Annotated in this window: 20 protein-coding genes and 1 pseudogene; 9 read left to right on the top strand and 12 right to left on the bottom strand. The window is 65.3% G+C overall.

What is annotated here, in order from left to right:
• Nucleotides 1-53: 53 nt before the first annotated feature.
• The 5 genes from JOD97_RS30480 to JOD97_RS30460 form a co-directional block, all read right to left on the bottom strand.
• Nucleotides 54-2,396, bottom strand: a complete 2,343-nt coding sequence (locus tag JOD97_RS30480; protein ID WP_209726564.1) for a bifunctional (p)ppGpp synthetase/guanosine-3',5'-bis(diphosphate) 3'-pyrophosphohydrolase — start codon at nucleotides 2,394-2,396, stop codon at nucleotides 54-56.
• A 116-nt stretch (nucleotides 2,397-2,512) separates the two neighbouring features.
• Nucleotides 2,513-2,716, bottom strand: a complete 204-nt coding sequence (gene rpoZ, locus JOD97_RS30475; protein WP_008451304.1) for a DNA-directed RNA polymerase subunit omega — start codon at nucleotides 2,714-2,716, stop codon at nucleotides 2,513-2,515.
• Nucleotides 2,717-2,740: 24 nt separating this feature from the next.
• Nucleotides 2,741-3,379 (bottom strand): guanylate kinase, encoded by a 639-nt coding sequence (gene gmk / locus JOD97_RS30470; protein WP_209726563.1) that lies wholly within the window; start codon nucleotides 3,377-3,379, stop codon nucleotides 2,741-2,743.
• Nucleotides 3,380-3,484: 105 nt separating this feature from the next.
• On the bottom strand, nucleotides 3,485-4,282 hold the full coding sequence (locus JOD97_RS30465) for a DUF72 domain-containing protein (protein ID WP_209726562.1): 798 nt from the start codon (nucleotides 4,280-4,282) through the stop codon (nucleotides 3,485-3,487).
• Nucleotides 4,283-4,335: 53 nt separating this feature from the next.
• Nucleotides 4,336-6,435, bottom strand: coding sequence for a beta-galactosidase (locus tag JOD97_RS30460; protein WP_209726561.1), 2,100 nt, complete (start codon nucleotides 6,433-6,435; stop codon nucleotides 4,336-4,338).
• A 146-nt stretch (nucleotides 6,436-6,581) separates the two neighbouring features.
• Here JOD97_RS30460 and JOD97_RS30455 point away from each other — a divergent pair, with 146 nt between their 5' ends.
• Entirely contained in the window at nucleotides 6,582-6,869 is a 288-nt protein-coding gene (locus JOD97_RS30455; RefSeq protein ID WP_209726560.1) for a putative quinol monooxygenase, read from the top strand.
• A gap of 174 nt (nucleotides 6,870-7,043) precedes the next feature.
• Here JOD97_RS30455 and JOD97_RS30450 read toward each other — a convergent pair whose 3' ends face one another.
• From JOD97_RS30450 to JOD97_RS30435, 4 genes are read right to left on the bottom strand one after another with little or no spacing between them, the layout of a single operon-like run.
• Entirely contained in the window at nucleotides 7,044-7,745 is a 702-nt protein-coding gene (locus JOD97_RS30450) for a FadR/GntR family transcriptional regulator (RefSeq protein WP_209726559.1), read from the bottom strand.
• Nucleotides 7,742-8,608 (bottom strand): amidohydrolase, encoded by an 867-nt coding sequence (locus JOD97_RS30445; RefSeq protein WP_209726558.1) that lies wholly within the window; start codon nucleotides 8,606-8,608, stop codon nucleotides 7,742-7,744. Before JOD97_RS30445 ends, JOD97_RS30450 begins: the two co-directional genes overlap by 4 nt.
• Complete coding sequence (locus JOD97_RS30440; protein ID WP_209726557.1) at nucleotides 8,605-9,729, bottom strand: mannitol dehydrogenase family protein; 1,125 nt, start codon at nucleotides 9,727-9,729, stop codon at nucleotides 8,605-8,607. Before JOD97_RS30440 ends, JOD97_RS30445 begins: the two co-directional genes overlap by 4 nt.
• Nucleotides 9,730-10,752 carry a zinc-binding alcohol dehydrogenase family protein gene (locus JOD97_RS30435; protein WP_209726754.1) on the bottom strand — a complete coding sequence of 341 codons (1,023 nt, stop codon included), beginning with the start codon at nucleotides 10,750-10,752 and terminating at the stop codon, nucleotides 9,730-9,732. It lies immediately after the preceding gene.
• A gap of 184 nt (nucleotides 10,753-10,936) precedes the next feature.
• On the opposite strand from JOD97_RS30435, the gene JOD97_RS30430 reads away from it, so the two are divergent.
• The 8 genes from JOD97_RS30430 to JOD97_RS30395 are packed head-to-tail and all read left to right on the top strand — an operon-like array spanning nucleotide 10,937 to nucleotide 18,458.
• Nucleotides 10,937-11,263: a UxaA family hydrolase gene (locus JOD97_RS30430; protein WP_209726556.1), complete on the top strand. Its 327-nt coding sequence runs from the start codon at nucleotides 10,937-10,939 to the stop codon at nucleotides 11,261-11,263.
• Entirely contained in the window at nucleotides 11,263-12,492 is a 1,230-nt protein-coding gene (locus tag JOD97_RS30425) for a UxaA family hydrolase (RefSeq protein WP_209726555.1), read from the top strand. Before JOD97_RS30430 ends, JOD97_RS30425 begins: the two co-directional genes overlap by 1 nt.
• A gap of 13 nt (nucleotides 12,493-12,505) precedes the next feature.
• The gene (locus JOD97_RS30420) at nucleotides 12,506-13,531 is read left to right on the top strand and encodes an aldo/keto reductase (RefSeq protein ID WP_209726753.1); all 1,026 of its coding nucleotides are present in this window, start codon (nucleotides 12,506-12,508) and stop codon (nucleotides 13,529-13,531) included.
• A gap of 30 nt (nucleotides 13,532-13,561) precedes the next feature.
• The gene (locus tag JOD97_RS30415) at nucleotides 13,562-14,428 is read left to right on the top strand and encodes a fumarylacetoacetate hydrolase family protein (protein ID WP_209726554.1); all 867 of its coding nucleotides are present in this window, start codon (nucleotides 13,562-13,564) and stop codon (nucleotides 14,426-14,428) included.
• Nucleotides 14,429-14,482: 54 nt separating this feature from the next.
• On the top strand, nucleotides 14,483-15,787 hold the full coding sequence (gene fucP / locus JOD97_RS30410) for an L-fucose:H+ symporter permease (protein ID WP_229264845.1): 1,305 nt from the start codon (nucleotides 14,483-14,485) through the stop codon (nucleotides 15,785-15,787).
• Nucleotides 15,780-16,544 carry an SDR family NAD(P)-dependent oxidoreductase gene (locus JOD97_RS30405; RefSeq protein WP_209726553.1) on the top strand — a complete coding sequence of 255 codons (765 nt, stop codon included), beginning with the start codon at nucleotides 15,780-15,782 and terminating at the stop codon, nucleotides 16,542-16,544. The genes fucP and JOD97_RS30405 overlap by 8 nt, the downstream gene beginning before the upstream one ends.
• A 41-nt stretch (nucleotides 16,545-16,585) precedes the next feature.
• Nucleotides 16,586-16,915, top strand: a complete 330-nt coding sequence (locus JOD97_RS30400) for an L-rhamnose mutarotase (protein WP_209726552.1) — start codon at nucleotides 16,586-16,588, stop codon at nucleotides 16,913-16,915.
• A 52-nt stretch (nucleotides 16,916-16,967) separates the two neighbouring features.
• Complete coding sequence (locus JOD97_RS30395) at nucleotides 16,968-18,458, top strand: alpha-L-fucosidase (protein WP_209726551.1); 1,491 nt, start codon at nucleotides 16,968-16,970, stop codon at nucleotides 18,456-18,458.
• Nucleotides 18,459-18,646: 188 nt separating this feature from the next.
• On the opposite strand, the pseudogene JOD97_RS30390 reads toward JOD97_RS30395, so the two are convergent.
• From JOD97_RS30390 to JOD97_RS30380, 3 genes and pseudogenes are all read right to left on the bottom strand, one after another.
• Nucleotides 18,647-19,807, bottom strand: a pseudogene (locus JOD97_RS30390) (IS30 family transposase).
• A gap of 120 nt (nucleotides 19,808-19,927) precedes the next feature.
• A complete protein-coding gene (locus JOD97_RS30385) occupies nucleotides 19,928-20,353 on the bottom strand; it encodes a hypothetical protein (RefSeq protein WP_209726550.1) in 426 nt (141 codons plus the stop codon).
• A gap of 78 nt (nucleotides 20,354-20,431) precedes the next feature.
• Nucleotides 20,432-21,021: energy transducer TonB (locus JOD97_RS30380; protein ID WP_209726549.1), on the bottom strand; the 590-nt coding region annotated here is incomplete at its 5' end.

The following is a 21,021-nucleotide window of genomic DNA, read 5'->3' as shown; positions in this document are numbered from 1 at the left end:
ACCACATGGGGTCGTACCCCGCACGGGGTACGACCCCGGCTGGCTGTGCGGGTCTAGCTGCGCTCGCGCAGGATGCGGTTGACGCCGGCCACGCGGCGCACGTTGCGCAGCAGCCCCGCCAGATGCACGCGGTCCTTGACCTGGATCGTGAAGCGCAACTGGTGCAGCACGTGTTCCTTGTCCTCGTCCATGCCCACATACGTGATGTTGGCGTCGGACTCGCCGATCTCCGCAGCCACCCGCGCCAGGATGCCTTTTTCGTTGTTGATCAATAGCTTGATGCGGCTGTCGAAGCGGCGGTTCAACTCCGTGCCCCACTTGACCGCGATCCAGCGGTCCGGCTCCTTGATCTTCTGGCGCTTGGCCAGCGTGCAGTCATTGGTGTGCACCAGCAGCCCCTGGTCGCGCCGCAGCTGGCCGACGATCGAGTCGCCCGGAATCGGCAGGCAGCACGGCGCCAGTTGCACCGACACGCCCTCGCTGCCGCAGATCGTCACCGGATCGAGTTCGGCCGCGCTGTTGTGGTCCACCGGCGCGCTGGCCGATTCGCCGCCGCGCAGGCCGAAGATGTGGCGCGCCACCAGCGCCGCCATGCGCTTGCCGATGCCGATGTCGGCATACAGCTCGTCGAGCGACTTGGCGCTCGATTCGTTGAGCAGCCGCTCGATCAGGTGCTCTTCCAGGTCGGCGCTCATGCCCAGCGACGTCAACGCCTGTGACAGCAGCTGCTGGCCGAGCGTGATCGATTCGGGCAGGTTGATGGTGCGCAGGTGGTGGCGGATCGCCGAACGCGCCTTGCCGGTGCGGACGAACGACAGCCACGTCGGGCTGGGACGCGAGGTCGAATCGGTGACGATTTCGACGATGTCGCCGTTGCGCAGCTCCGTGCGCAGCGAGGCCGGCTCGTTGTTGATGTTGACCGCCACCGTGTGGTCGCCGATGCCGGTGTGGATCGAGTACGCGAAGTCGATCGGCGTGGCGCCGCGCGGCAGCGCGATGATCTTCGATTTGGGCGTGAACACGTACACCGAATCGGGGAACAGGTCGACCTTGACGTGTTCGAGGAATTCGGCCGAGTCGCCGGTCTGCTGCTGGATGTCGAGCAGCGACTGCAGCCACGCGTGGGTGCGCTGCTGCAGGTCCGACAGGTTCGATTCGCCGTTCTTGTACAGCCAGTGCGCGGCCACGCCCGATTCGGCGGTGCGGTGCATCTCCTGGGTGCGGATCTGGAACTCGACCGGCGTGCCGTAAGGGCCGATCAAGGTCGTGTGCAGCGACTGATAGCCGTTCAACTTGCGGATCGCGATGTAGTCCTTGAACTTGCCCGGCATCGGCTTGTACAGCGAGTGCAGGGTGCCCAGCGCCACATAGCAATTGGGGAAGCTGTCGACCACCACCCGGAAGCCGTAGACGTCGAGCACCTGCGAGAACGACAGGTGCTTGCTGCGCATCTTCTTGTAGATGCCGTACAGGGTTTTTTCGCGGCCGTAGACCTCCGCCTCGATGTCGGCGATCTGCAAGGTGGTCTTGACCGAGTCGAGGATCTTCGACACCACCTCGCGGCGGTTGCCGCGCGCCGCCTTCACCGCCTTGGCCAGGGTTCGGTAGCGCAGCGGGTACAGATGCGAGAACGACAAGTCCTGCAGCTCGCGGTAGATGTTGTTGAGGCCCAGGCGGTGCGCGATCGGCACGTACACTTCCATCGTCTCGCTGGAGATGCGCGCCTTCTTGGCCGGCGCCATGACCTCCATCGTGCGCATGTTGTGCAGCCGGTCGGCCAGCTTGATGAGGATCACGCGCACGTCCGAGGCCATCGCCAGCAGCATCTTGCGGAAGTTCTCCGCCTGCGCCTCGATCTGGCTTTGGAACTCGATTTTTTCCAGCTTCGACAAGCCGTCGACCAGGTTGGCGACCGGCGCGCCGAAGCGCTCGATCAACTCGTCCTTTTTGACGTCCTGGTCCTCCATCACGTCGTGCAGCAGCGCGGCCATGATGGCTTGCGCGTCGAGCTTCCAGTCGGCGCAGATCTCGGCCACGGCGATCGGATGCGAGATATACGGCTCGCCCGACTTGCGCACCTGCCCCAGGTGCATCTCGTCCGAGAAGCGGTACGCCTCCTTGACCTTTTTGAGGTCGGCGGGCGTCATGTACTCGGCCAGTTTTTCGGTCAGGTGCGTGACCGAGGCGACGCCGGCGGTCAGGGTGGGCGTGGCCAGGGGCGACGAGGAAATCACGGGGGGGACGGGCGCTGGCGCGGAAGAGGCGATGGTGGAGGCAGTGCTGTCGCCCGCGTTGGCGCCCGACGTGGCTGCGGCCGGCGCTTTGGCCGGCTGCTTGCCCGGTTGCTTGGACCGGGGCTTGCCGCTTAATGTCGGATCGGCGGGGATCAGATTCATACGTGTGCGTTCCGTCGTAATGAGAATGTCAATGTAAATACTACCTGATGGCGTGCGCTGTTGCTCTACTGCTGCGAAACCGCATCATTCACATTGTTCGGGAACGCGGGCCCAACTTACATTGGGACCTTTTTCAACATTTCCAGACCCACCTTGCCGGCGGCGATTTCGCGCAGCGCGACGACGGTCGGCTTGTCCTTGGCTTCGACCTTCGGGGTGTGGCCTTGCAGCAGCTGGCGTGCGCGGTAGGTCGCGGCCAGGGTCAGCTGGAAACGGTTCGGAATGGTTTTCAAACAATCTTCGATAGTAATACGGGCCATCTTAACTCCTAAAATCTTGTGTATTTATTCAGCGTGGATACCCAATTGGGCAAATAGCGAGGTGTTGCGTGCCGCTTGTTGCGCAAACCGGCAACGGGCCGCTCTGACAATCGCCGTCAGTTCGGACAGGGCGACTGCGAATTCTTCATTGATAATAGCATACTCGAACTCGGGAGCGTGGGCGATTTCGCCGCCCGCCGCCAGCAGTCTGCGCGTGATCACGTGGGCCTCGTCGGTGGCGCGTTTTTTCAACCGTTGTTCGAGCGCGTCGATCGACGGCGGCAGGATGAAAATGCCGGCCGCGTGCGGGAATTGCTTCTTGACCTGGCGCGCGCCCTGCCAGTCGATTTCGAGCAGGATGTCGGTGCCGGTCTTCATCTGCTGCTCGACCATGATGCGCGAGGTGCCATAGTAATTGCCGTGCACCTCGGCCCACTCCAGGAACTCGCCGGCGTCGGCGCGCGCGACGAAATCCTCGGCGGTGGTGAAGTAGTATTCCTTGCCGTGGGTTTCACCCGGACGCGGCGCGCGCGTGGTGGTCGAAATCGACAGCTTGATCGTCGGTTCCTGCGCCAGCAGCGCGTTGACCAGCGTCGACTTGCCGGCGCCCGATGGCGCCACCACCATGAACAGGCTGCCGGCGAATGCGTTGGATGAGCTCATGTGTAACTTTCAAATGCGTTTCAAATGCGTTTCAAATGCGTATGCGGGCAGCGCCCAAAGACGTATTTTACCAAGAGCAACGGCGAGCATTCAATTCGCGTTCAATTAAAGCAGTCCGAGCAAGTGCAGGGCGGCGGCCGGCGCGCGCTCCTTGGCGCCGTTGATGAAGTAGACGAACACCGCGCGCTCCTTGGCGCCGTCCTTGGCCGGCCCCACGTAGGGCAGATCCGGCGGCGCCGCGCCGGCCTGCCACTGCTGCGCGACGGCCGCCCATTTCTTCAGCGCGGGCTTGGTGTAGCCGGTGGGCTGGTCGCTTTGCGCGTTCATCAGGCGGGCGTAGACGAAGTCGCCGGTGGCGTCGGCGAAGGAGGGAAATTTGGGCGAGTCGGTGAACACGGTGGCGACCTTGTACTTGCGCGCCAGCTTGACGTAGTCGGCGCACATGAAGCTGTCGTGGCGGGTGTCGAGCACGTGGCGCAGCTTGCGCGCGCCCAGTTTTGCCGGCAGCAGTTTGAAGAACGCCTCCAGGTCGTCGGGATCGAACTGCTTGGTTGGCGCCAGCTGCCACAGCAGGGGGCCGAGCTTGTCGCCCAGTTCGGCCAGGCCGCTGCCGATGAAGCGCTCGATCGATTCGCCGGCCTCGCCCAGCACCTTGCGGTTGGTGGCGTAGCGGCTGGCCTTGACCGAGAAAATGAAATCGTCCGGCGTCTGCGCGTTCCACGCGGCGAAGTGTTCGGGCTTGGCGGTGCGGTAGAAGGTGCCGTTGATTTCGATGCTGGTGACCTGCCGGCTGGCGTATTCGAGCGCCTTCTTTTGCGGCACGTCCTTCGGATAAAACGTCTCGCGCCACGGCGCGAAATCCCAGCCGCCGATGCCGACCCGTATTGCGTTCGATGCAGCCATGTGTGCTCCTCGAAAGTCGTTGCGTGGATGGCGGCCGGCACTGCGCGGCGGCGTCAGTGTTCCTCGACGATCGCCACGCCCCAGGGCTTGAGCTCGAGCGTCTGCCCGCGCCGCACCGGCCGTCCCGACAGCAGTTCCGTGCCGCCCGCGTCGCCATAGGCCAGGCGCTGCGGCTTGGCTGAATAGTTTAGCAAGTAACGCACCCGGTTGCCGTTCTGTAGCGTGCCGCCGCGGACGATGAGCGGATAGCGCGCCTTCGGCAACGCGATGCCGGCGCGCGCGACCTGTTGCGCGACGATTTTTTCGATCACCGCGTCGCTCGGCATGAAGCCGACGTACGTCACCTCGCCGCTGCCGTAGGCGTTGCGCGTGACGGCGGCGTAGCCGGGCCACGACGGATGCTTGTAGCGCGCCAGCACCTTGGCGGTGGTCGGCGTCAGGAACTCCATCCACCAGCGGGCCTGGTTGTCCTGCTTGCCGACGCCGAACGGATCGCCGTCCAGCGTCACGCCGGCCGGGTTGGTGAACTGGCTGTAGCGCACCCCGGCCGCCTCGCTGATGGCGCCCGGCTGCAGCGCGTAGCGCACCTTGGTGTGCTCGTCCGAGAAGCCGCTGCGGAAGGTGTACAGCACGCGGCCGCCGGCCTTGGCGTAGGCGTTGAGCCGGGCGATCTCGGCGTCGCTGGCCGCGTACAGCGACGGCACCACGATCAGCTTGTAGTCCGACAGCGCGGCCGTGGACGACGGCGACAGGATGTCGGCCTCGATGTTCATCCGGTACAGCGCGTCGTAATAGGGGCGCACGGCCTGGTTGTAGCCGATCGACTTGCCCTCGGCGTTGACTTTGAAGGCATCGAAGCCGGCCTGCGCGGTGTTGCTGACGTATAGCGCGACCTGGTTTTTCTTGCGCAGGTTGACCAGCTTCGGTCCCAACCGGCGCAGGTCGGCGCCGATCGTCGCCGCCTCGGCGTACACCTCGTTGGGCTGGTAATCCTGCGACAGCACGCCGCGCCAGTAGGTTTCGATGGCGTTGGCGGTGGTGGCCCAGTGCCAGTAGGCGACCATGTTGGCGCCGCTGGCCAGGTGGCTGAACGCCTGCAGGCGCAATTGGCCCGGGTAGGGCGTCCAGTGCGGGAAGCCCTGCGCCTGGGTCTCCATCACCAGGTAGTTCTGGCCGTTGCGCAGCGAGCGCGTCAGGTCGCCGCCGAAAGCGATCTCGGTGCCGGTCAGCTGGTCCTGGCTGGGGTGGTAGATGTCGACGCCGGCGATGTCCAGCGGCTTGGCGGCCTCCCAGTGGTTGACCTCGGGCTGCACGCCGTACGAGTGGTCCTTCCAGCCCAGGTCGAAGTTCTGCGTGATGAACTGGTCCGGCCGGGCGTGCGCCCGCACCAGGCCGGCCTGCCAGGCCAGGTAGTCGGTGACCAGGCCGCGCTGGAACTCGGCGAAGGCGTTGGAGAGGCTGGCGTTGATGGAGCCGTTGACGGACGGGAAGTCCTCCCAGCTGTTGATGCGGTTGCTCCAGTAATCGAGGCCAAAGGCTTTATTGAGTTGCGCCAGGTCGGGGAACTGCTTGCGCATGGCCGCGACGAAGGCCGCTTGCACGTTCGGCCCGCTGGTGAAGTAGGCCTTGGTCTCGTTGTCGACCTGGTAGCCGATGACGGCGGGATGGTCCTTCACATGGTCGATCAGCTTGACGATCACCCGTTCGGCGGCGCGGCGGAAGTCCGGATTGGTGATGTCCATGTTCTGCCGCGGGCCGTAGTCGGCGCGGCCTTTGGGCGTGCTCACCAATACTTCGGGATGCTGGCGCGCCAGCCAGGTGGGGATCGCGTAGGTCGGGGTGCCGACGATGACCTTGATGCCGGCTTTGTCGAAGGCGGCGAGCATGCGGTCGACGTGGGTGAAGTCGAACACGCCCTCGCTGCGTTCCAGCGTGCCCCAGGTGGATTCGGCGATGCGCACGACGCTGATGCCGGCCGCCTTCATCATGCGCGCGTCCTCGTCGATGCGGTCGACCGGCGTGTACTCGTCGTAGTAGGCGACGCCGAACAGCACGGTGTCGGGCAAGCGGGGCGCGGCCAGCGCGCTCCCTTGCGACCACGCCAGCGCGGCGGCGGCGACCGCTCCCCGCATGATTCTTCCCAGGTTCGCCATTCAGTCTCCGTCTATTTGTTATCGATAACACAAAAGGGTACCACGGAAATCGGCCGCGCGGTATTTTGCCGATGGCCGAAGCGGGGCCTTTTCATTTGGCCTAATGCCCCAATTATAGGAGTTTAAACATTTCCACAGGATAAATCATGTCAGAACTGATCATCGTCGCGACCATTACCGCCCATCCGGGTTCCGAGCTGCTGGTGCGTTCGGCGCTGGACCAAATCGTGCCGCCGAGCCGCGCGGAGGCGGGCTGCATCCGCTACGACCTGCATCAGGACCTGGGCGATCCGGCCACCTTCGTCATGCTCGAAGCGTGGGCGGACGCCGAGGCGAATGCGCGGCACGAAGCCACGCCGCATTTCCTGGAGCTGGTCAGGGCCATCGGCGAGGTGGCCGACATCAAGATCACCAAGTTGAATCAGTTGCTGTAACCTTGTTGACGAGTTATTGGCGGCTCTTGGCGGATTACGCCGTTCCGGCTAATCCGCCCTACGTGCAACCGTGGTTTGCGAACAATGCCATGACCGGATATTTCTGAACCACGTAGGGCGGATTAGCGAAGCGTAATCCGCCAGGCTCCGCCGGCGGCTTAAACGACAGGGTATTCACGCGCCGCCGCCGGCGAACGTGCGCGTGACGCGCGCCAGGTGGATGCGCATGGCCTTGCGCGCGCCGGATGCGTCGCGCGCGGCGATGGCGGCGAAAATCGTCCGGTGGTCCAGCAAGGTCGACATGCGCAGCTCCTCGGTGCGGTAGTGCTCCTTGAGCCGGTGCCACAGGCTGCTGCGCTGGCGCCACAGGTAGTCGATGACGCCAACCAGCGCCGTGTTGCCGGTCGCGCGCGCGATCGCGAGGTGGAACTCGCGGTCCGCCAGCTCGTTGCTGGAGCGGTCCTCATGGCTGCGCTCCATCTCGCGCAAGGCCGCGTCGATGGCGTCCAGCGCGGCGGGCGAGGCGTTCTTCGCCGCCATCGCCGCCACCTCGGTCTCGATCACGCCGCGCGCCGACAGCACCTCGAACGGCCCCGGTCCCGCTTCGGGCAGCGCCGCCGGCGACGCGGCCGGCTCGCAGACGTACACGCCGGAGCCGCCGCGCACTTCGACCACGCCGCCCAGCTCCAGCGCGATCAGCCCTTCGCGCAGCGAGGCGCGGCTGACGCGCAGCGACGCGGCCAGTTCGCGCTCGGCGGGCAGGCGCGCGCCGGGCGCCAGGTGCTGTTCCCGGATCAGCTCCTGTATCCGCTCGGCCACCACGCGGTACATGCGCGGTTCGGGCTGGCGCGCCGCCTGCGGCTGAAAACCGTTCATGCCGCCCCCCGCGCGATGCCGTAGAAGCGTGTGGCGTTCAATCCGAACACTGCGTCCCGCTGCGCCGGGGACAGATGCGCCAGCAGCGCCTCGCTGGCCTCGACCCAGTCCGCATAGTCGGCGGCCAGCCGCAGCACCGGCCAGTCGCTGCCCCACATCACGCGCTCCGGCCCGAACACCTCCAGCACATGGCGCGCATACGGCGCCAGTTGCGCCACCGTCCAGCCAAGACCCGCCTCGGTGACCATGCCGGACAGCTTGCATTCCACCCGCGGTAGCGCCGCCAGCAGCGCCATGTCGCGCAGCCAGCGGGCGTCGGCGACGGCGCCCATGGCAGGCTTGGCCAGGTGGTCGATCACGATCGGCAGCTCCGGATGGCGGCGCGCGAACGCCAGCAGCGCGGGCAGATGGCGCGGCAGCACCAGCGCGTCGAAGCACAGGCCGTGGCGCAGCATGGCCTCGACCGCCGGCGCCAGCGCGGGATCGTCGATCCAGCCGTCGTCGTCCAGATCCTGCAGCATGGGCCGCAGGCCGCGCAGCCTGGGGTGGGCGGCCATGGTGGCGATGCGGCGCGGCGCGTCGGGCGCCTTCAGGTCGACCCAGCCCACCACGGCGGCGATGAAGCTGTGGCGCTGCGCCAGCTCCAGCATGAAGCGGGTGTCGGCCTCGCCGGGCAGCGATTGCACCAGTACCGTGGCGCCGATGCCATGGCGCGCCAGCAGCGGCGCCAGGTCGTCCGGGCCGAAATCGCGGTGGATGGCGCTCAGCTCCGGCGGCGGCCACGCGCCCGCGCGCGCGGCCAGTTGCCAGAAATGCTGGTGGGCGTCGACGCGGCCGGCCCGCACGGGATCGCGCGCGCTCATGCCGCCGCCAGTTTCAGCGCCGCGCGCAGGCGCGGTTGCGCCAGCGGCAATTGCAGCTCGTTGGCCAGCGCCACCACCGGCCGCAGGCGGCGCAGCTTCTTTTGCTCGTGGTTCTGGGCGATGTCCGCCAGCCGGTGCGCCAGGAACGGATTGCACAAGCGGTCGCGCACCTGCGCCAGGTAGGCCCGGGCGGCATCGGCCTCGCCGAGCGCGTCGAACACCGGCAGCACCTCTTCCTCCCACAGCGCCTCGAGCTCCGCGCGCAGCCGGGGATGGGACATCGCCTGCAGCACCGTCTCGTCGGCGGGCCGCTGGTGCTGCAGCCAGTGCTCGGCCAGGAAGGTGTGGCCCAGGTTGAGCAGGAACAGCTTGCGCCGCTCGTACGGCTCCAATTGGTCGGTGACGACGATCTGCGGATGGGAGCAGGGTAGCACCATCTTCTTTTTCGCTTCGATCACCCAGATGGCGTACGGCTCGGCGACCGCGCCGGCCGGCTCGATCGCTTCGGAGACGATGCGGTCGACCAGCGAGTTGACCCATACGCAGCCATTGCCCAGATACGCGATGAAGCCGCTGTCGAGCCCCCAGTCGCGGGCCAGCTTGCGCACCACGTCGCGCAGCACGGTGCCGTTGTTGGCCACCAGTTCGCACGGGTACAGCGTCAGCGGCGCCGCGCCGCGCAGGTAGCGCCGGTGCAGCAACACCAGCAGCTTGGCGGGGAAACCGCGCGGCGCCGTCGCCGCGTTCAGCAACGCGGGTGCGTCATGCTCGGACAGTTCGTAGCCACGGTCGCCGGTGTTCGAGACGATCACTTGTACCGACGTGGCGGCCAGTTCGACGATCGCGGCCCAGTCGCGGTCCGCGCGCAGCGCCGCCGCGATCGCGGTGACCCGGTGTTCGCGCTCGACCGCCGCGCCGTCGGCCAGGCCGCGGATGCGCACCGGGTAGCCGCCCGGCGCGTTGAAGGCTTCCACCCTGCGCGCGCTGGCGGCGTTGCCGGTGGTTTGCACCACGGCGATGCGGCCCAGCGCCTGCCCCTGTTGCAGCGCTTCGTGGATGAACAGGTCCACGTGCGCCTGCAGGAAGCGGCTGGTGCCGAATTGCAGGATCGGGACAGTCATCTACACCTCGACGATGGCTTTGATGACGCCGGCGGCCGGGTCCATCCAGCGCGGCAGCACGTCGACGAATTCGGCAAGGGTGGTGCGGTGCGTGTTCATCAGGCCGGTGGGCACCTGGCCCGCCTTCATCGCCGCCAGCACCTCGCGGAAGTCCTCGGCGGTGGCGTTGCGGCTGCCCAGCAGGCTGGTCTCGCGCTTGTGGAACTCCGGGTCGGCGAAGGAGATGCGGTCGAGCACGATCGACACCAGCACGTAGGTGCCGCCGTGGGCGACGAATTCCAGGCCGCGCTCCATCGCCTTGACGTTGCCGGTGGCGTCGAACACGACGTCGAAGAATTCGCCGCCGCTCAGCGCCGACAGCGCCGCCTTGTCGCTGTCCTTGGCATGTTCGTCCACGCGCACCGTCTGTTCGATGCCGAGCGCGGTGCGGCAAAACGCCAGGCGGTCCTCGCGCGGGTCGAGCACCGTCACGTTGCCGCCCTTGAGGCGGGCGAACAGGGCGACGGCGATGCCGATCGGGCCGGCGCCGACCACCAGCACGTTGTGGCCGGGCCGCACGCCGCCGCGGCGCACCGCGTGGGCGCCGATGGCGAGGAATTCCAGCATCGCCGCGTCGTCCAGCGAGATGCCGTCGGTCTTGAACACGAAGCGCGCCGGCAGCGCCAGGTATTCGGCCATGCCGCCGTCGCGGTGCACGCCCAGCACCTGGATGTTGGTGCAGCAGTTGGTCTTGCCCTGGCGGCAGGCGACGCAGGCGCCGCACGACAGGTAGGGCATCACGTACACCTGGTCGCCGGGCGAAAGCTCGCCGCCCGCCGGCGCCGTGACCACCTCGCCGGACAGTTCGTGTCCCATCACGCGCGGATACTGCAGGAACGGCTGGGTGCCACGGAAGATGTGCATGTCGGTGCCGCACAGTCCGATGCGGCGCACGCGCAGCAGCACCTCGCCGGCGCCCGCTTGCGGCACGGGACGCTCCACCAGCTCCAACGCGCCCGGGGAAGGACAGACAACGGTTTTCATCATGGCTTTTTCCAAATGAGGTTGGCGTTTGCCGATTGTATCGGATATATTGCGTACATCACAAAGTTAAATTTTGTATTTTCGATTATGTTTTTGATTGATTCGCTTATTTATTGCCAACGCCGCCTCGGTTTGCGATATATTGAAAACACTTAACCCCGCGCCAACCCGGAGGGAAGCACCCATGCCTAACACCCAGGCGCCACGCCTGCTATTGATGTCGCCCGATGACAACTGCCTGATCGCCCGCATGCCGCTGGCGGCCGGCGAGTCGCTGGAGATCGACGGCGCGCCCGTCGTGCTGCCCGAGGCGGTCCCGCTGGGCTACAAGGTCGCGCGCGGCGCGCTCAAGCGCGGCGACAAGGTGCTGCGTTACGGCGCCATCATCGGCACCGTGACGGCCGACGTCGCGCCCGGCGCCATGCTGCACACCCACAACCTGGTCAGCGACTACATCCCGACCTACACCTTGGCGTCGGACAGCCATTCCTTCATCGGGAGCACCCACTGATGAGCATTGCCTCTTTGCCCGCGCTGCCCGCGCTAACCGGATACCCGCGCGCCGACGGCCGCAAGGGCATCCGCAACGTCGTCGTCGTGGCCTACACCGTCGAATGCGCGCACCACGTGGCGCGCCTGATCGTCAACGCCTTCCATGGCGAAGAGGTGCACCTGATCGGCTTCCCCGGCTGCTATCCGAACGACTACGCCGACAAGATGATGCGGCGCCTGGTGACCCACCCCAACGTCGGTGCCGCGCTGATCGTCTCGCTCGGCTGCGAGAGCTTCAACCGGCGCGGGCTCGAGGAGGAGGCCGCCGCCAGCGGCCGGCCGGTGCACACGCTGACCATCCAGCAGAACCGCGGCACCCGCGCCAGCGTGGCCGACGGCATCGAATGGGTGCGCTGGGCGCGCGAGGCGCTGGCGCCGCAGCAGCGCGTGCCGATGGGCCTCGACGAACTGGTGGTGGCCACCATCTGCGGCGGCTCCGACAGCACCAGCGGCATCACCGCCAACCCGGCCGTCGGCGTGGCCTTCGACCGGCTGGTCGAGGCGGGCGCCGCCTGCATCTTCGAGGAGACGGGGGAGCTGGTCGGCTGCGAGTTCCACATGAAGCGGCGCGCCGCCACGCCGGAGCTGGGCGAGGCCATCGTCGCCTGCGTCAACAAGGCGGCGCGCTATTACACGGTGCTGGGGCACGGCAGCTTCGCGCCCGGCAACGCCGACGGCGGCCTGACCACCCAGGAGGAAAAATCGCTGGGCGCCTACGCCAAGAGCGGCGCCTCGCCGATCAGCGGCATCCTCAAGCCGGGCGACCAGCCCGACGGCGGCGGCCTGTATCTGCTCGACGTGGTGCCGGACGGCGAGGTGCGCTTCGGCTTCCCCAACATCTCGGACAACGCCGAGATCGTGGAGCTGATCGCCTGCGGTGCCCACCTCACCTTGTTCACCACCGGGCGCGGCTCGGTGGTCGGCTCGGCGATCGCGCCGGTGATCAAGGTGTGCGCCAACCCGGCCACCTACGAGCGCCTGGCCGAGGACATGGACGTCAACGCCGGCCGCATCCTCAACGGCGAGGCGACGCTGGAGCAGGTCGGCGCCGAGATCGTCGCGCTGGTGGCGAGCGTGGCCAACGGCGCGCAGAGCTGTTCGGAGGCGCTGGGACACCAGGAGTTCATCCTCACGTATAAACAGTTCGAGGCGTCCGGCCCCGGGTGCTTCCCGTTAAAGGCGGCCTAGCATGGAGGCCACCCTGCACGCGGGCGACCCGCGCAAGCTGCCGCGCCGCGCCCTCTGGCTGAGCGGCATGGGGCTGGGTTGCGCCCAGCTGGGCGGCTTGTACCAGGCCGTCGGCGACGCCGACGCCCGCGCCATCGTCGATGCCGCGTGGGACCTGGGCATCCGCTACTTCGACACCGCGCCTTACTACGGCTACACCTTGTCGGAGCGGCGCCTGGGCGCGGCGCTGCGCGCGCGTCCGCGCGACAGCTATGTGCTCAGCACCAAGGTGGGACGCCTGATGCGGCCCGACCCGGGCGTGCTGCCCGGCGAATCCGGCTGGGCCGAGCCGCTGCCGTTCCGCCCGCACTACGACTACTCGTACGACGGCGTCATGCGCTCGCACGAGGACAGCCTGCAGCGCCTGGGCACGGACCGCGTCGACATCCTGTACGTGCACGACATCGGCCGCGCCACGCACGGCGAGCTGCACGCGCACTACTGGGAGCAGCTGACGCTCGGCGGCGGCTTTCGCGCGCTGACGCAGCTGCGCGACGAGGGCGCGGTCGGCGCCATCGGCCTCGGTGTCAACGAATGGCAGGCGGTGGCCGAGGCGATGGAGGTCTGCGATCTCGATTGCGCGCTGCTGGCCGGGCGCTACACGCTGCTCGAGCAGGCGGCGCTGCCGCTGCTGGACCGCTGCGCGCAGCGCGGCGTCGGCATCGTGATCGGTGGGCCGTTCAATTCCGGCGTGCTGGCCGGCACCAGGAAATTCAATTACGAAGACGCGCCGGCGCACATCGTCGAACGCGTCGACGCCATCGCGGCGGTGTGCGCGCGGTCCGACGCGCCGATCCAGGCGGCCGCGCTGCAGTTCCCGATGGCCCATCCGGCGGTGGTGTCGTGCATTCCCGGCGCGCAAAGCGCGGCCCAGCTGCGCCAGAACGCGCAATGGTTCGCGCAACCGCTGCCCGCCGCGCTGTGGCAGTCGCTGGCCGGGCGCGGATTGATCGACGCCCGGGCGCCGACGCCCGCCGGCGCGAGTGGTTCGACTTTTTGACGTGACGTGTAAATCGTGTAAAGGAATCAAATGAAATTGTTACGCTTCGGCCCCAAGGGCCACGAGAAACCCGGTCTGTGCGACGCCCAGGGCAGGGTGCGCGACCTGTCGGCCGTGCTGCCGGACCTGACGTCGGCGCACCTCGGCAAGGCCGCGCTGGACCGGCTGGCCTCGATCGATCCCGACAGCCTGCCGATCGTGGCGGCGCCGGGCCGCATGGCCCCCATCGTGGCCGACATCGGCAAGCTCATTTGCGTGGGCCTGAACTACTCGGACCACGCGGCCGAATCGGGCATGGAGGTGCCGTCCGAGCCGGTGTTGTTCACCAAGGCCACCAGCGCCATCATCGGCTGCAACGATCCGGTGGTGCTGCCGCGCGACTCGCTCAAGAGCGACTGGGAGGTGGAGCTGGGCGTGGTGATCGGCACCCGCGCGCGCTATGTCGAGATCGACCGCGCGCTCGACCACGTGGCCGGCTATTGCGTGGTCAACGACCTGTCCGAGCGCGAGTACCAGCTCGAGCGCGGCGGCACGTGGGACAAGGGCAAGGGCTGCGACACCTTCGGCCCGGTCGGTCCGTGGCTGGTCACCGCCGACGAGGTGCCCGATCCGCAGAACCTGTCCATGTGGCTAGATGTCAACGGCAAGCGCTACCAGACCGGCAACACGCGCACGATGGTGTTCACGGTGGCCCACCTGGTCAGCTACATCAGCCGCTTCATGACGCTCAACCCGGGCGACGTGATCAGCACCGGCACGCCGCCCGGCGTCGGCCTGGGGCAAAAGCCGGAGCCGGTCTACCTGCGCCCGGGCGACAGCATGGCGCTCGGCATCGAAGGCCTGGGCCAGCAAAACCAGACCGTCCACGCCTGGAACCCGGAGCTGATCGACGGCTAAAAATCACAGGCGCGAAAAAAAAAGACAAGCGCCGCACACGGAGACACCAAGCCCATGACCGACCAACCCGCACGGCGGACCTACAAGTTCGCCTTCGTGATGATCACCTCGCTGTTTTTCATGTGGGGCTTCGTCCATAATCTCGACCCGATCCTGATACCCCATCTGCGGCGGTCGTTCAGCCTGACCGTGCTGCAATCGGCGCTGGTCGATTCGGCGGTGTTCATCGCGTATTTCGTGATGGCGCTGCCGTCCGGCCTGCTGATCCGCAAGGCCGGCTACAAGAACGCGATGCTGTGCGGGCTGGCGCTGTTCGCCATTGGCGCGCTGCTGTTCATTCCGGCGGCCGACACGCGGCGCTACGTGTTTTTCCTGGGTGCGCTGTTCGTCATCGCCTGCGGGCTGACCGTGCTGGAAACGGCGGCCAATCCGTATGTGACGCTGCTGGGCGATCCGCAACGGGCCACCCAGCGCTTGAACCTGGCGCAATCGTTCAACGGCCTGGCCGCCATGCTCGCGCCCATCGCCGGCGCCCGCGTGATCCTGGTCGACGGCGCCAGCGACGCGCAATTGGCGGCCATGTCCGACGGCGCGCGGCAGGCGGCGCTGGCGGCGGAGGCGGCCAGCGTCAAGGGGCCGTATCTGGCGATCGCGCTGGTTATCGTCGCCATCGCGGTGGTGTTCTTCTTCCTCAAGGTGCCGGCCGTCGGCGCGGCGTCCTCCTCTGCCCACGCGGCGCCGGCCAAGGGCGCGGTGATGCGGGCGCTGCGGCGCGCGCCGATCCGGCGCGCCGTCGTCGCCCAGTTCTTTTATGTAGGCGCCCAGGTGTGCGTGTTCAGCTTTTTCATCCTGTACGCGGCCAAGGCGGCCGGCGTGTCGCAGATCGCGGCGGCCGACTACCTGGGCTGGGGCTGCGGCACCGCGTTCGTCGTCGGCCGCTTCGCCGGCACCTGCCTGATGAAATACATCGCGCCGGCGCGCCTGTTGCTGGGCTACGCGGCGGCCTGCGTGGCGCTGTGCGCGGTCGCCATGTTCGCCAGCGGCGTGGCCAGCCTGGCGGCGGTGATCGGCATCGCCTTTTTCATGTCGATCATGTTCCCCACCATCTTCTCGCTCGGCATCGAGGGCGCCGGCGCGGACACCGAGATGGGCAGCAGCTTGATCATCATGTCCATCGTCGGCGGCGCCGTGCTGCCGCTGCTGTTCGGCGCCATCAGCGACGCCACCCACAATCTTCAATACGGCTACGCGGCGCCGCTGCTGTGCTTTCTCGTGATCGGCTGGTTCGCCCGCGCCGTGGCGCGCGAGGCGCGGCCGGCCGTCGCCGCCACCTCGACAGGAGCACTGACCCATGTTTGAACTGACCGGCAAAACCGCCGTCATCACCGGCGGCGGCAGCGGCATCGGCCGCGCCATCGCGCTGCTGTTCGCGCGCCGTGGCGCGAAGGTCCACATCCTCGACATCGGCGAGGCCGCCGGCGCGCAGGTGCTGGCCGAGATCCGCGAGGCGGGCGGCCAGGGCGCCGCCCAGGCCTGCGACGTCACCCGCCAGGCCGAGGTGCGCGCCTGCTTCGCGGCGATCGGGCCGATCGACATCCTGATCAACAACGCCGGCGTGGCCCACGTGGGCAAGGCCGACAACACCGCCGAGGAGGACTTCGACCGCGTCATCGGCGTCAACGTCAAGGGCGCCTACAACTGCCTGCACGCGGCCATCCCGCTGCTGAAGGAAAACGGCGGCGGCGTCATTCTCAACATGGCCTCGGTGGCGGCGTGGGTGGCGGTGCCGGAGCGCTTCGCCTATTCCACCGCCAAGGGCGCGGTGATGGCCATGACCTTGTCGGTGGCCAAGGACTATCTGCAGGACGGCATCCGCTGCAATTCGATCTCGCCGGGGCGCGTGCACACGCCGTTCGTCGACGGTTTCCTGGCCAAGAACTATCCGGGCCGGGAGGCCGAGATGTTCGAGCGGCTGTCGAAGACGCAGCCGATCGGCCGCATGGCGCGGCCGGAAGAGGTGGCGGCGCTGGCGCTGTACCTGTGCAGCGACGAGGCGGCGTTCATCACCGGCAGCGACTATCCGATCGACGGCGGCTTCATCACGCTCAACGCCTGATCGCGCGCTGCGGCTTTTTTATCAAACAACAAGGACGGACGATGGAACGGATGGGAATGGTGATCGGCATAGAGGCCGGCAAGATCGACGAATACAAGGCCCTGCACGCGGCCGTGTGGCCGCAGGTGCTGGCCACGCTGGCCGCCGCCAACGTGCGCAACTACACCATCTTCCTGCGCGAGCCGGAGAACTTGTTGTTCGGCTATTGGGAATACCACGGCAGCGATTTCGAGGCCGACATGCGCGCCGTCGCGGCCGACCCGGAGACGCAACGCTGGTGGACCTTCTGCTCGCCGTGCCAAGTGCCGCTGGCCAGCCGCGCCGAGGGCGAGCACTGGGCGATGATGCCCGCCGTCTTCCATATGGATTGAGCGGGACCTCGACGCCTTTCAACATACATAAAAAAACCAATTCAGGAGACCCATGAAAAAAACCTTGCTCGCCACCTGTGCCGCGCTGTGCATGATGGCCGCCGCGGCCGCGCCGGCCCCGTTCATGCCGGAGGCCGAATCGCTTAACACCTACACGGCCCCGGACTGGTTCCGCGATGCCAAGTTCGGCATCTGGTCGCACTGGGGGCCGCAGTCGGTGCCGCGCGCGGGCGACTGGTACGCCCGCAATATGTACATGTACGGCTCGCCGCAATATGAGCACCACCTGAAAAACTACGGCCACCCCAGCAAGGCCGGCTACAAGGACATCATCCCGCTGTGGAAGGCCGAGAAATTCGATCCGCAAGCGCTGATGGCCTTGTACAAGCGGGCCGGGGCCCGGTACTTCGTCTCGATGGGCGTCCACCACGACAATTTCGACCTGTGGAACTCGAAACACCATCGCTGGAACGCCGTCAAGATGGGGCCCAAGCGCGACATCGTCGGCGCCTGGCGCGACGCCGCGCTGGCGGCCGGCCTGCGCTTCGGCGTCTCGGAGCATCTGGGCGCCAGCTATGCGTGGTGGTCGACCAGCCACGGCGCCGATCCCAAGGGCCCGCAACAGGGCGTGCCCTACGACGGCGCCGATCCCGCCTTCGCCGACCTGTACCACCCGGCCCACCAGGAACCGTACGCTGACAATGGCAATTCCTGGTACGCCAAGAGTCCGGCCTGGCATCGGGAATGGTACGACCGCGTCACCGACCTGCTGACCCAATACCAGCCGGACCTGTTGTACACCGACGGCGGCATTCCGTTCGGCGTGGTGGGCCGCACCATGGTGTCGGAATTCTATAACCGCAACATGGCCGCCCACCAGGGCAAGCTCGAAGCCGTGTACAACCACAAGGACATCGGTTCCGGCGAGTTCCTGCGCAAGGCGGGCGTGCAGGACGTCGAGCGCGGCGTCATGGAAGGCATCAATCCGCAGCCGTGGCAGACCGACACCTCGATCGGCGACTGGTTCTACAGCGAAGGGTACAAATACAAGAAGACCGCCGACGTGGTCTACATGCTGGCCGACATCGTCAGCAAGAACGGCAATCTGCTGTTGAACGTGGTCCAGTACCCGGATGGCAGCCTGCCGCCCGAATGCCGGCAATTCGTCGCCGAGATGGCCGCCTGGATGGAGGTCAACGGCGACGCGATCTACGGCACCCGGCCGTGGAAGATCTTCGGCGAAGGGCCGACCAAGGCGGCCTCGGGGCACTTCAAGGAAAACACCGCCTACACGGCCGCCGATATCCGCTTCACGACCAAGGCCGGCGACCTGTACGCCATCACCATGGGCGAACCGGCGGGCCAGGTGCGCATCGCGTCGCTGGGCAAAAAATCGGCGTTGGAGAGCCGGCCCGTCAAAAACGTCACCTTGCTGGGCAGTAAGGCGGCGTTGAAGTGGACGCAGCAAGACGACGGCCTGGTGATCGCGTTGCCGGCCGGTTTGCCGACCTCGATCGCGTCCAGCTTCCGCATCGGGTTTTAAGCCAAGCATGTCGGGCGACATGGATAGTGAAAAGGCCGGCGGTGATTTTGACGGCGTTTTTCATTATCTGTGTCGCACCCCGCCACGCGATGTGGCGCAGAAAAACACAAGAATGCGCTTTATGTGCCGAAGACGTTGATAAATTTCGCGGCGTCAGCTGGATCGATGGTCGGCTTACGCCTGTGGATTCAATCGGTCAATGCAACACATCGTTCAAATCGTTGCGCTGGAGTTTCATAGTCTAACGTCTTTCTTGGCCGACCGTTCAGTCGATTCGCCACCGCGTCGAGCTGGCCTTGTGAATAGTCTGACAGATCAAGCCCCTTGGGGAAATACTGCCGAAGCAAGCCGTTGGTGTTTTCATTGGAACCGCGCTGCCAAGGGTTTTGCGGATCGCAGAAGTACACTTGGATATCGGTCGCCAACTTGAATCGCTTGTGATCGGCGAGCTCTTTACCTCGATCCCACGTCAGGGATTTGTAGAGTTCCTGTGGCAGTTTCATGGCGTGTTGAATCAACGCGTTTACGACAGTTTGCGTGTCTTTGCCCGCTACCTTGACCAGCATAACGTAGCGCGTCTGACGCTCGACGAGCGTGGCGATTTGACTGTTATGAGTACCAAACAGCAGATCGCCTTCCCAATGCCCAGGGATCGCCCGGTCGGCTGCGGATGCAGGACGCTCGCTAATCGAAATGGCATCCTTGATCCTGCCGTGGTTATCGGTCTTCTGAGAGTGATGACGGGAGCGGCGCATGGCCCGAGTCTTGCGCAGATGCTCCAGCAGTTCCTTCTTCAGCGCTCCACGCGCCTGGATGTAGAGGCTGCGGTAAATCGTCTCGTGCGACACGTAATCCCCCTGCGAACTCGGGAACATATGCCTGAGCCATCCAGCGATCTGCTCAGGTGACCAATCTAGCTAGAGCTTATCGGCGACCAGTTCGGCCAGGCTTGGACTCTCAACCAGCTTACAAGGTTTGGGGCGACGCGCCTGATCCCAAGCATGCTGATCGGCCTGCACGGCGCGATATGCCGAGCGACCACCATTGCGGTTGATTTCCCTGCTGACCGTCGATGGTGCGCGTCGCAAGCGCCGCGCAAGTGCGCGCACCGATTCTCCTGTGATGACCGAGCGCGATATTTCTTCGCGTTCAGATAGTGTCAAGGCGCGTGCGGATCGGCAGCGTTCCGCTGGACGGATACCGCCTGTTCGCTCAAAAATATGCTGGATCGATGAGTGGTTTCGATTGAACAACTGCGCAATCGTCTGAAGGGAATCACCTTGCTTCCAGCGATCCCACATCAAGGCTTTCTGACTTGCGGTGTAATAGATCCGGGGTCTCTGTTTCATGATCAACACTCCTCATGCTTATGCATTTGGGTTAGAGTGTTGCGACGACCGATTGAATCCGCACCCCATTTCGGACCTTCGCGTTATTCGTCCCTAATCAATCCGAAATTTTTCCCGCCACTAATTCATCTTGAAAAGGGCGACAATATATTTACCTGCAAGTCGACGAAGTTCAAATAATGCGGATGCAACAAGACCAGCCGCGACAAGGATTGGGCCACGTTCGTTGTCGCCGAAGACTAATAATCCAACACCCACGATGAAGAAGAGTGCACAGAACGCGTGAAATGCTTTTCGAGTGGAACGTTGCAGCTTTTGCTGCTGCGCACGCTCAGATTCGAATTCGGCTTGACTATTTAGGTCTTCCACCGTCGACTTAATCTCTGTTTGAATATTTTTCAAGTCCCGCGTGTCGAGTACCTTGGACAATGCGATACGCGCTTCCTCAACTAGAGAGTCGCTCCGGGTGGCAATGAGATAAGCAAGTTCATCATCGCTCAGTCGGGAGTACGTTTCTTGAAAATAAATGATTTTTGACTGATCCATATTCTGCTTTATTTTCCATCCTTGGGGGCGCTTGTGGCCGACACGGGCGCACCGGTTTGGAGATTCGAGCCTTTTTAGCTATTGCTCACCAAAGACGTATGACACAGTCTTAGTGGTCGGCGTGTCGGGTACGAACACGCAAGTGGCGAGGGCGACGAATGCCGCCTCGTCAAGGAGCGCCCAACCGGAACTTTTTCGCAGGTGCACATTCATCGCGTGTCCCCCTTCGGCTCCGATTTCGAAGCTCAACACAGTCGTACCCATCATTTTTTCACGATACCCGGCGCGCGGATAGCCTGGGCTTGAGCAAGTCGGCTGCGGAACGAGTTCGCGCCAGCGCTCGACCGGGCGCAGCTTCGGGTTGGTTTCAAAGTAGTGATCTACGGCTGCGCGCACTTGCTCATACGTAGATCCTTCCTCAGGGGGCGAACTTGGTGCAGCATGGGTACCCAAGTACATCGCTGATCCTAGAACGATGCCAATCCATTTCGCGATGGTTTTGCTTTCGAGCGTAGAGATATTCATGAATTTCTTTAAGGGGGTTACAAGTTCAACGTCCGGTAGTGGCCGCATTCTGTAGTGGTCTAATTTGCCCGGACACCTCGATAGGTGGACAATCCACCATCCGAGGAGATTTGCATGACAAGGCAACGCCGTAGTTTCGATCC

It is taken from the genome of Duganella sp. 1411 (assembly GCF_017833525.1).
Lineage (GTDB): Bacteria > Pseudomonadota > Gammaproteobacteria > Burkholderiales > Burkholderiaceae_D > Rugamonas.
Note: the sequence above shows the minus strand (reverse complement) of the source record. Positions and strands in the feature narration are given on the sequence as shown.

Coding starts and splice junctions, on each gene's coding strand:
- JOD97_RS30435 (WP_209726754.1), bottom strand. CDS start 10,752: ATGAAAACCGTTGTCTGTCCTTCCCCGGGCGCGTTGGAGCTGGTGGAG.
- JOD97_RS30455 (WP_209726560.1), top strand. CDS start 6,582: ATGTCAGAACTGATCATCGTCGCGACCATTACCGCCCATCCGGGTTCC.
- JOD97_RS30415 (WP_209726554.1), top strand. CDS start 13,562: ATGAAATTGTTACGCTTCGGCCCCAAGGGCCACGAGAAACCCGGTCTG.
- JOD97_RS30430 (WP_209726556.1), top strand. CDS start 10,937: ATGCCTAACACCCAGGCGCCACGCCTGCTATTGATGTCGCCCGATGAC.
- JOD97_RS30465 (WP_209726562.1), bottom strand. CDS start 4,282: ATGGCTGCATCGAACGCAATACGGGTCGGCATCGGCGGCTGGGATTTC.
- gmk (WP_209726563.1), bottom strand. CDS start 3,379: ATGAGCTCATCCAACGCATTCGCCGGCAGCCTGTTCATGGTGGTGGCG.
- JOD97_RS30385 (WP_209726550.1), bottom strand. CDS start 20,353: ATGGATCAGTCAAAAATCATTTATTTTCAAGAAACGTACTCCCGACTG.
- JOD97_RS30445 (WP_209726558.1), bottom strand. CDS start 8,608: ATGAGCGCGCGCGATCCCGTGCGGGCCGGCCGCGTCGACGCCCACCAG.
- JOD97_RS30440 (WP_209726557.1), bottom strand. CDS start 9,729: ATGACTGTCCCGATCCTGCAATTCGGCACCAGCCGCTTCCTGCAGGCG.
- fucP (WP_229264845.1), top strand. CDS start 14,483: ATGACCGACCAACCCGCACGGCGGACCTACAAGTTCGCCTTCGTGATG.
- JOD97_RS30425 (WP_209726555.1), top strand. CDS start 11,263: ATGAGCATTGCCTCTTTGCCCGCGCTGCCCGCGCTAACCGGATACCCG.
- JOD97_RS30460 (WP_209726561.1), bottom strand. CDS start 6,435: ATGGCGAACCTGGGAAGAATCATGCGGGGAGCGGTCGCCGCCGCCGCG.
- JOD97_RS30480 (WP_209726564.1), bottom strand. CDS start 2,396: ATGAATCTGATCCCCGCCGATCCGACATTAAGCGGCAAGCCCCGGTCC.
- JOD97_RS30405 (WP_209726553.1), top strand. CDS start 15,780: ATGTTTGAACTGACCGGCAAAACCGCCGTCATCACCGGCGGCGGCAGC.
- JOD97_RS30400 (WP_209726552.1), top strand. CDS start 16,586: ATGGAACGGATGGGAATGGTGATCGGCATAGAGGCCGGCAAGATCGAC.
- JOD97_RS30395 (WP_209726551.1), top strand. CDS start 16,968: ATGAAAAAAACCTTGCTCGCCACCTGTGCCGCGCTGTGCATGATGGCC.
- JOD97_RS30450 (WP_209726559.1), bottom strand. CDS start 7,745: ATGAACGGTTTTCAGCCGCAGGCGGCGCGCCAGCCCGAACCGCGCATG.
- rpoZ (WP_008451304.1), bottom strand. CDS start 2,716: ATGGCCCGTATTACTATCGAAGATTGTTTGAAAACCATTCCGAACCGT.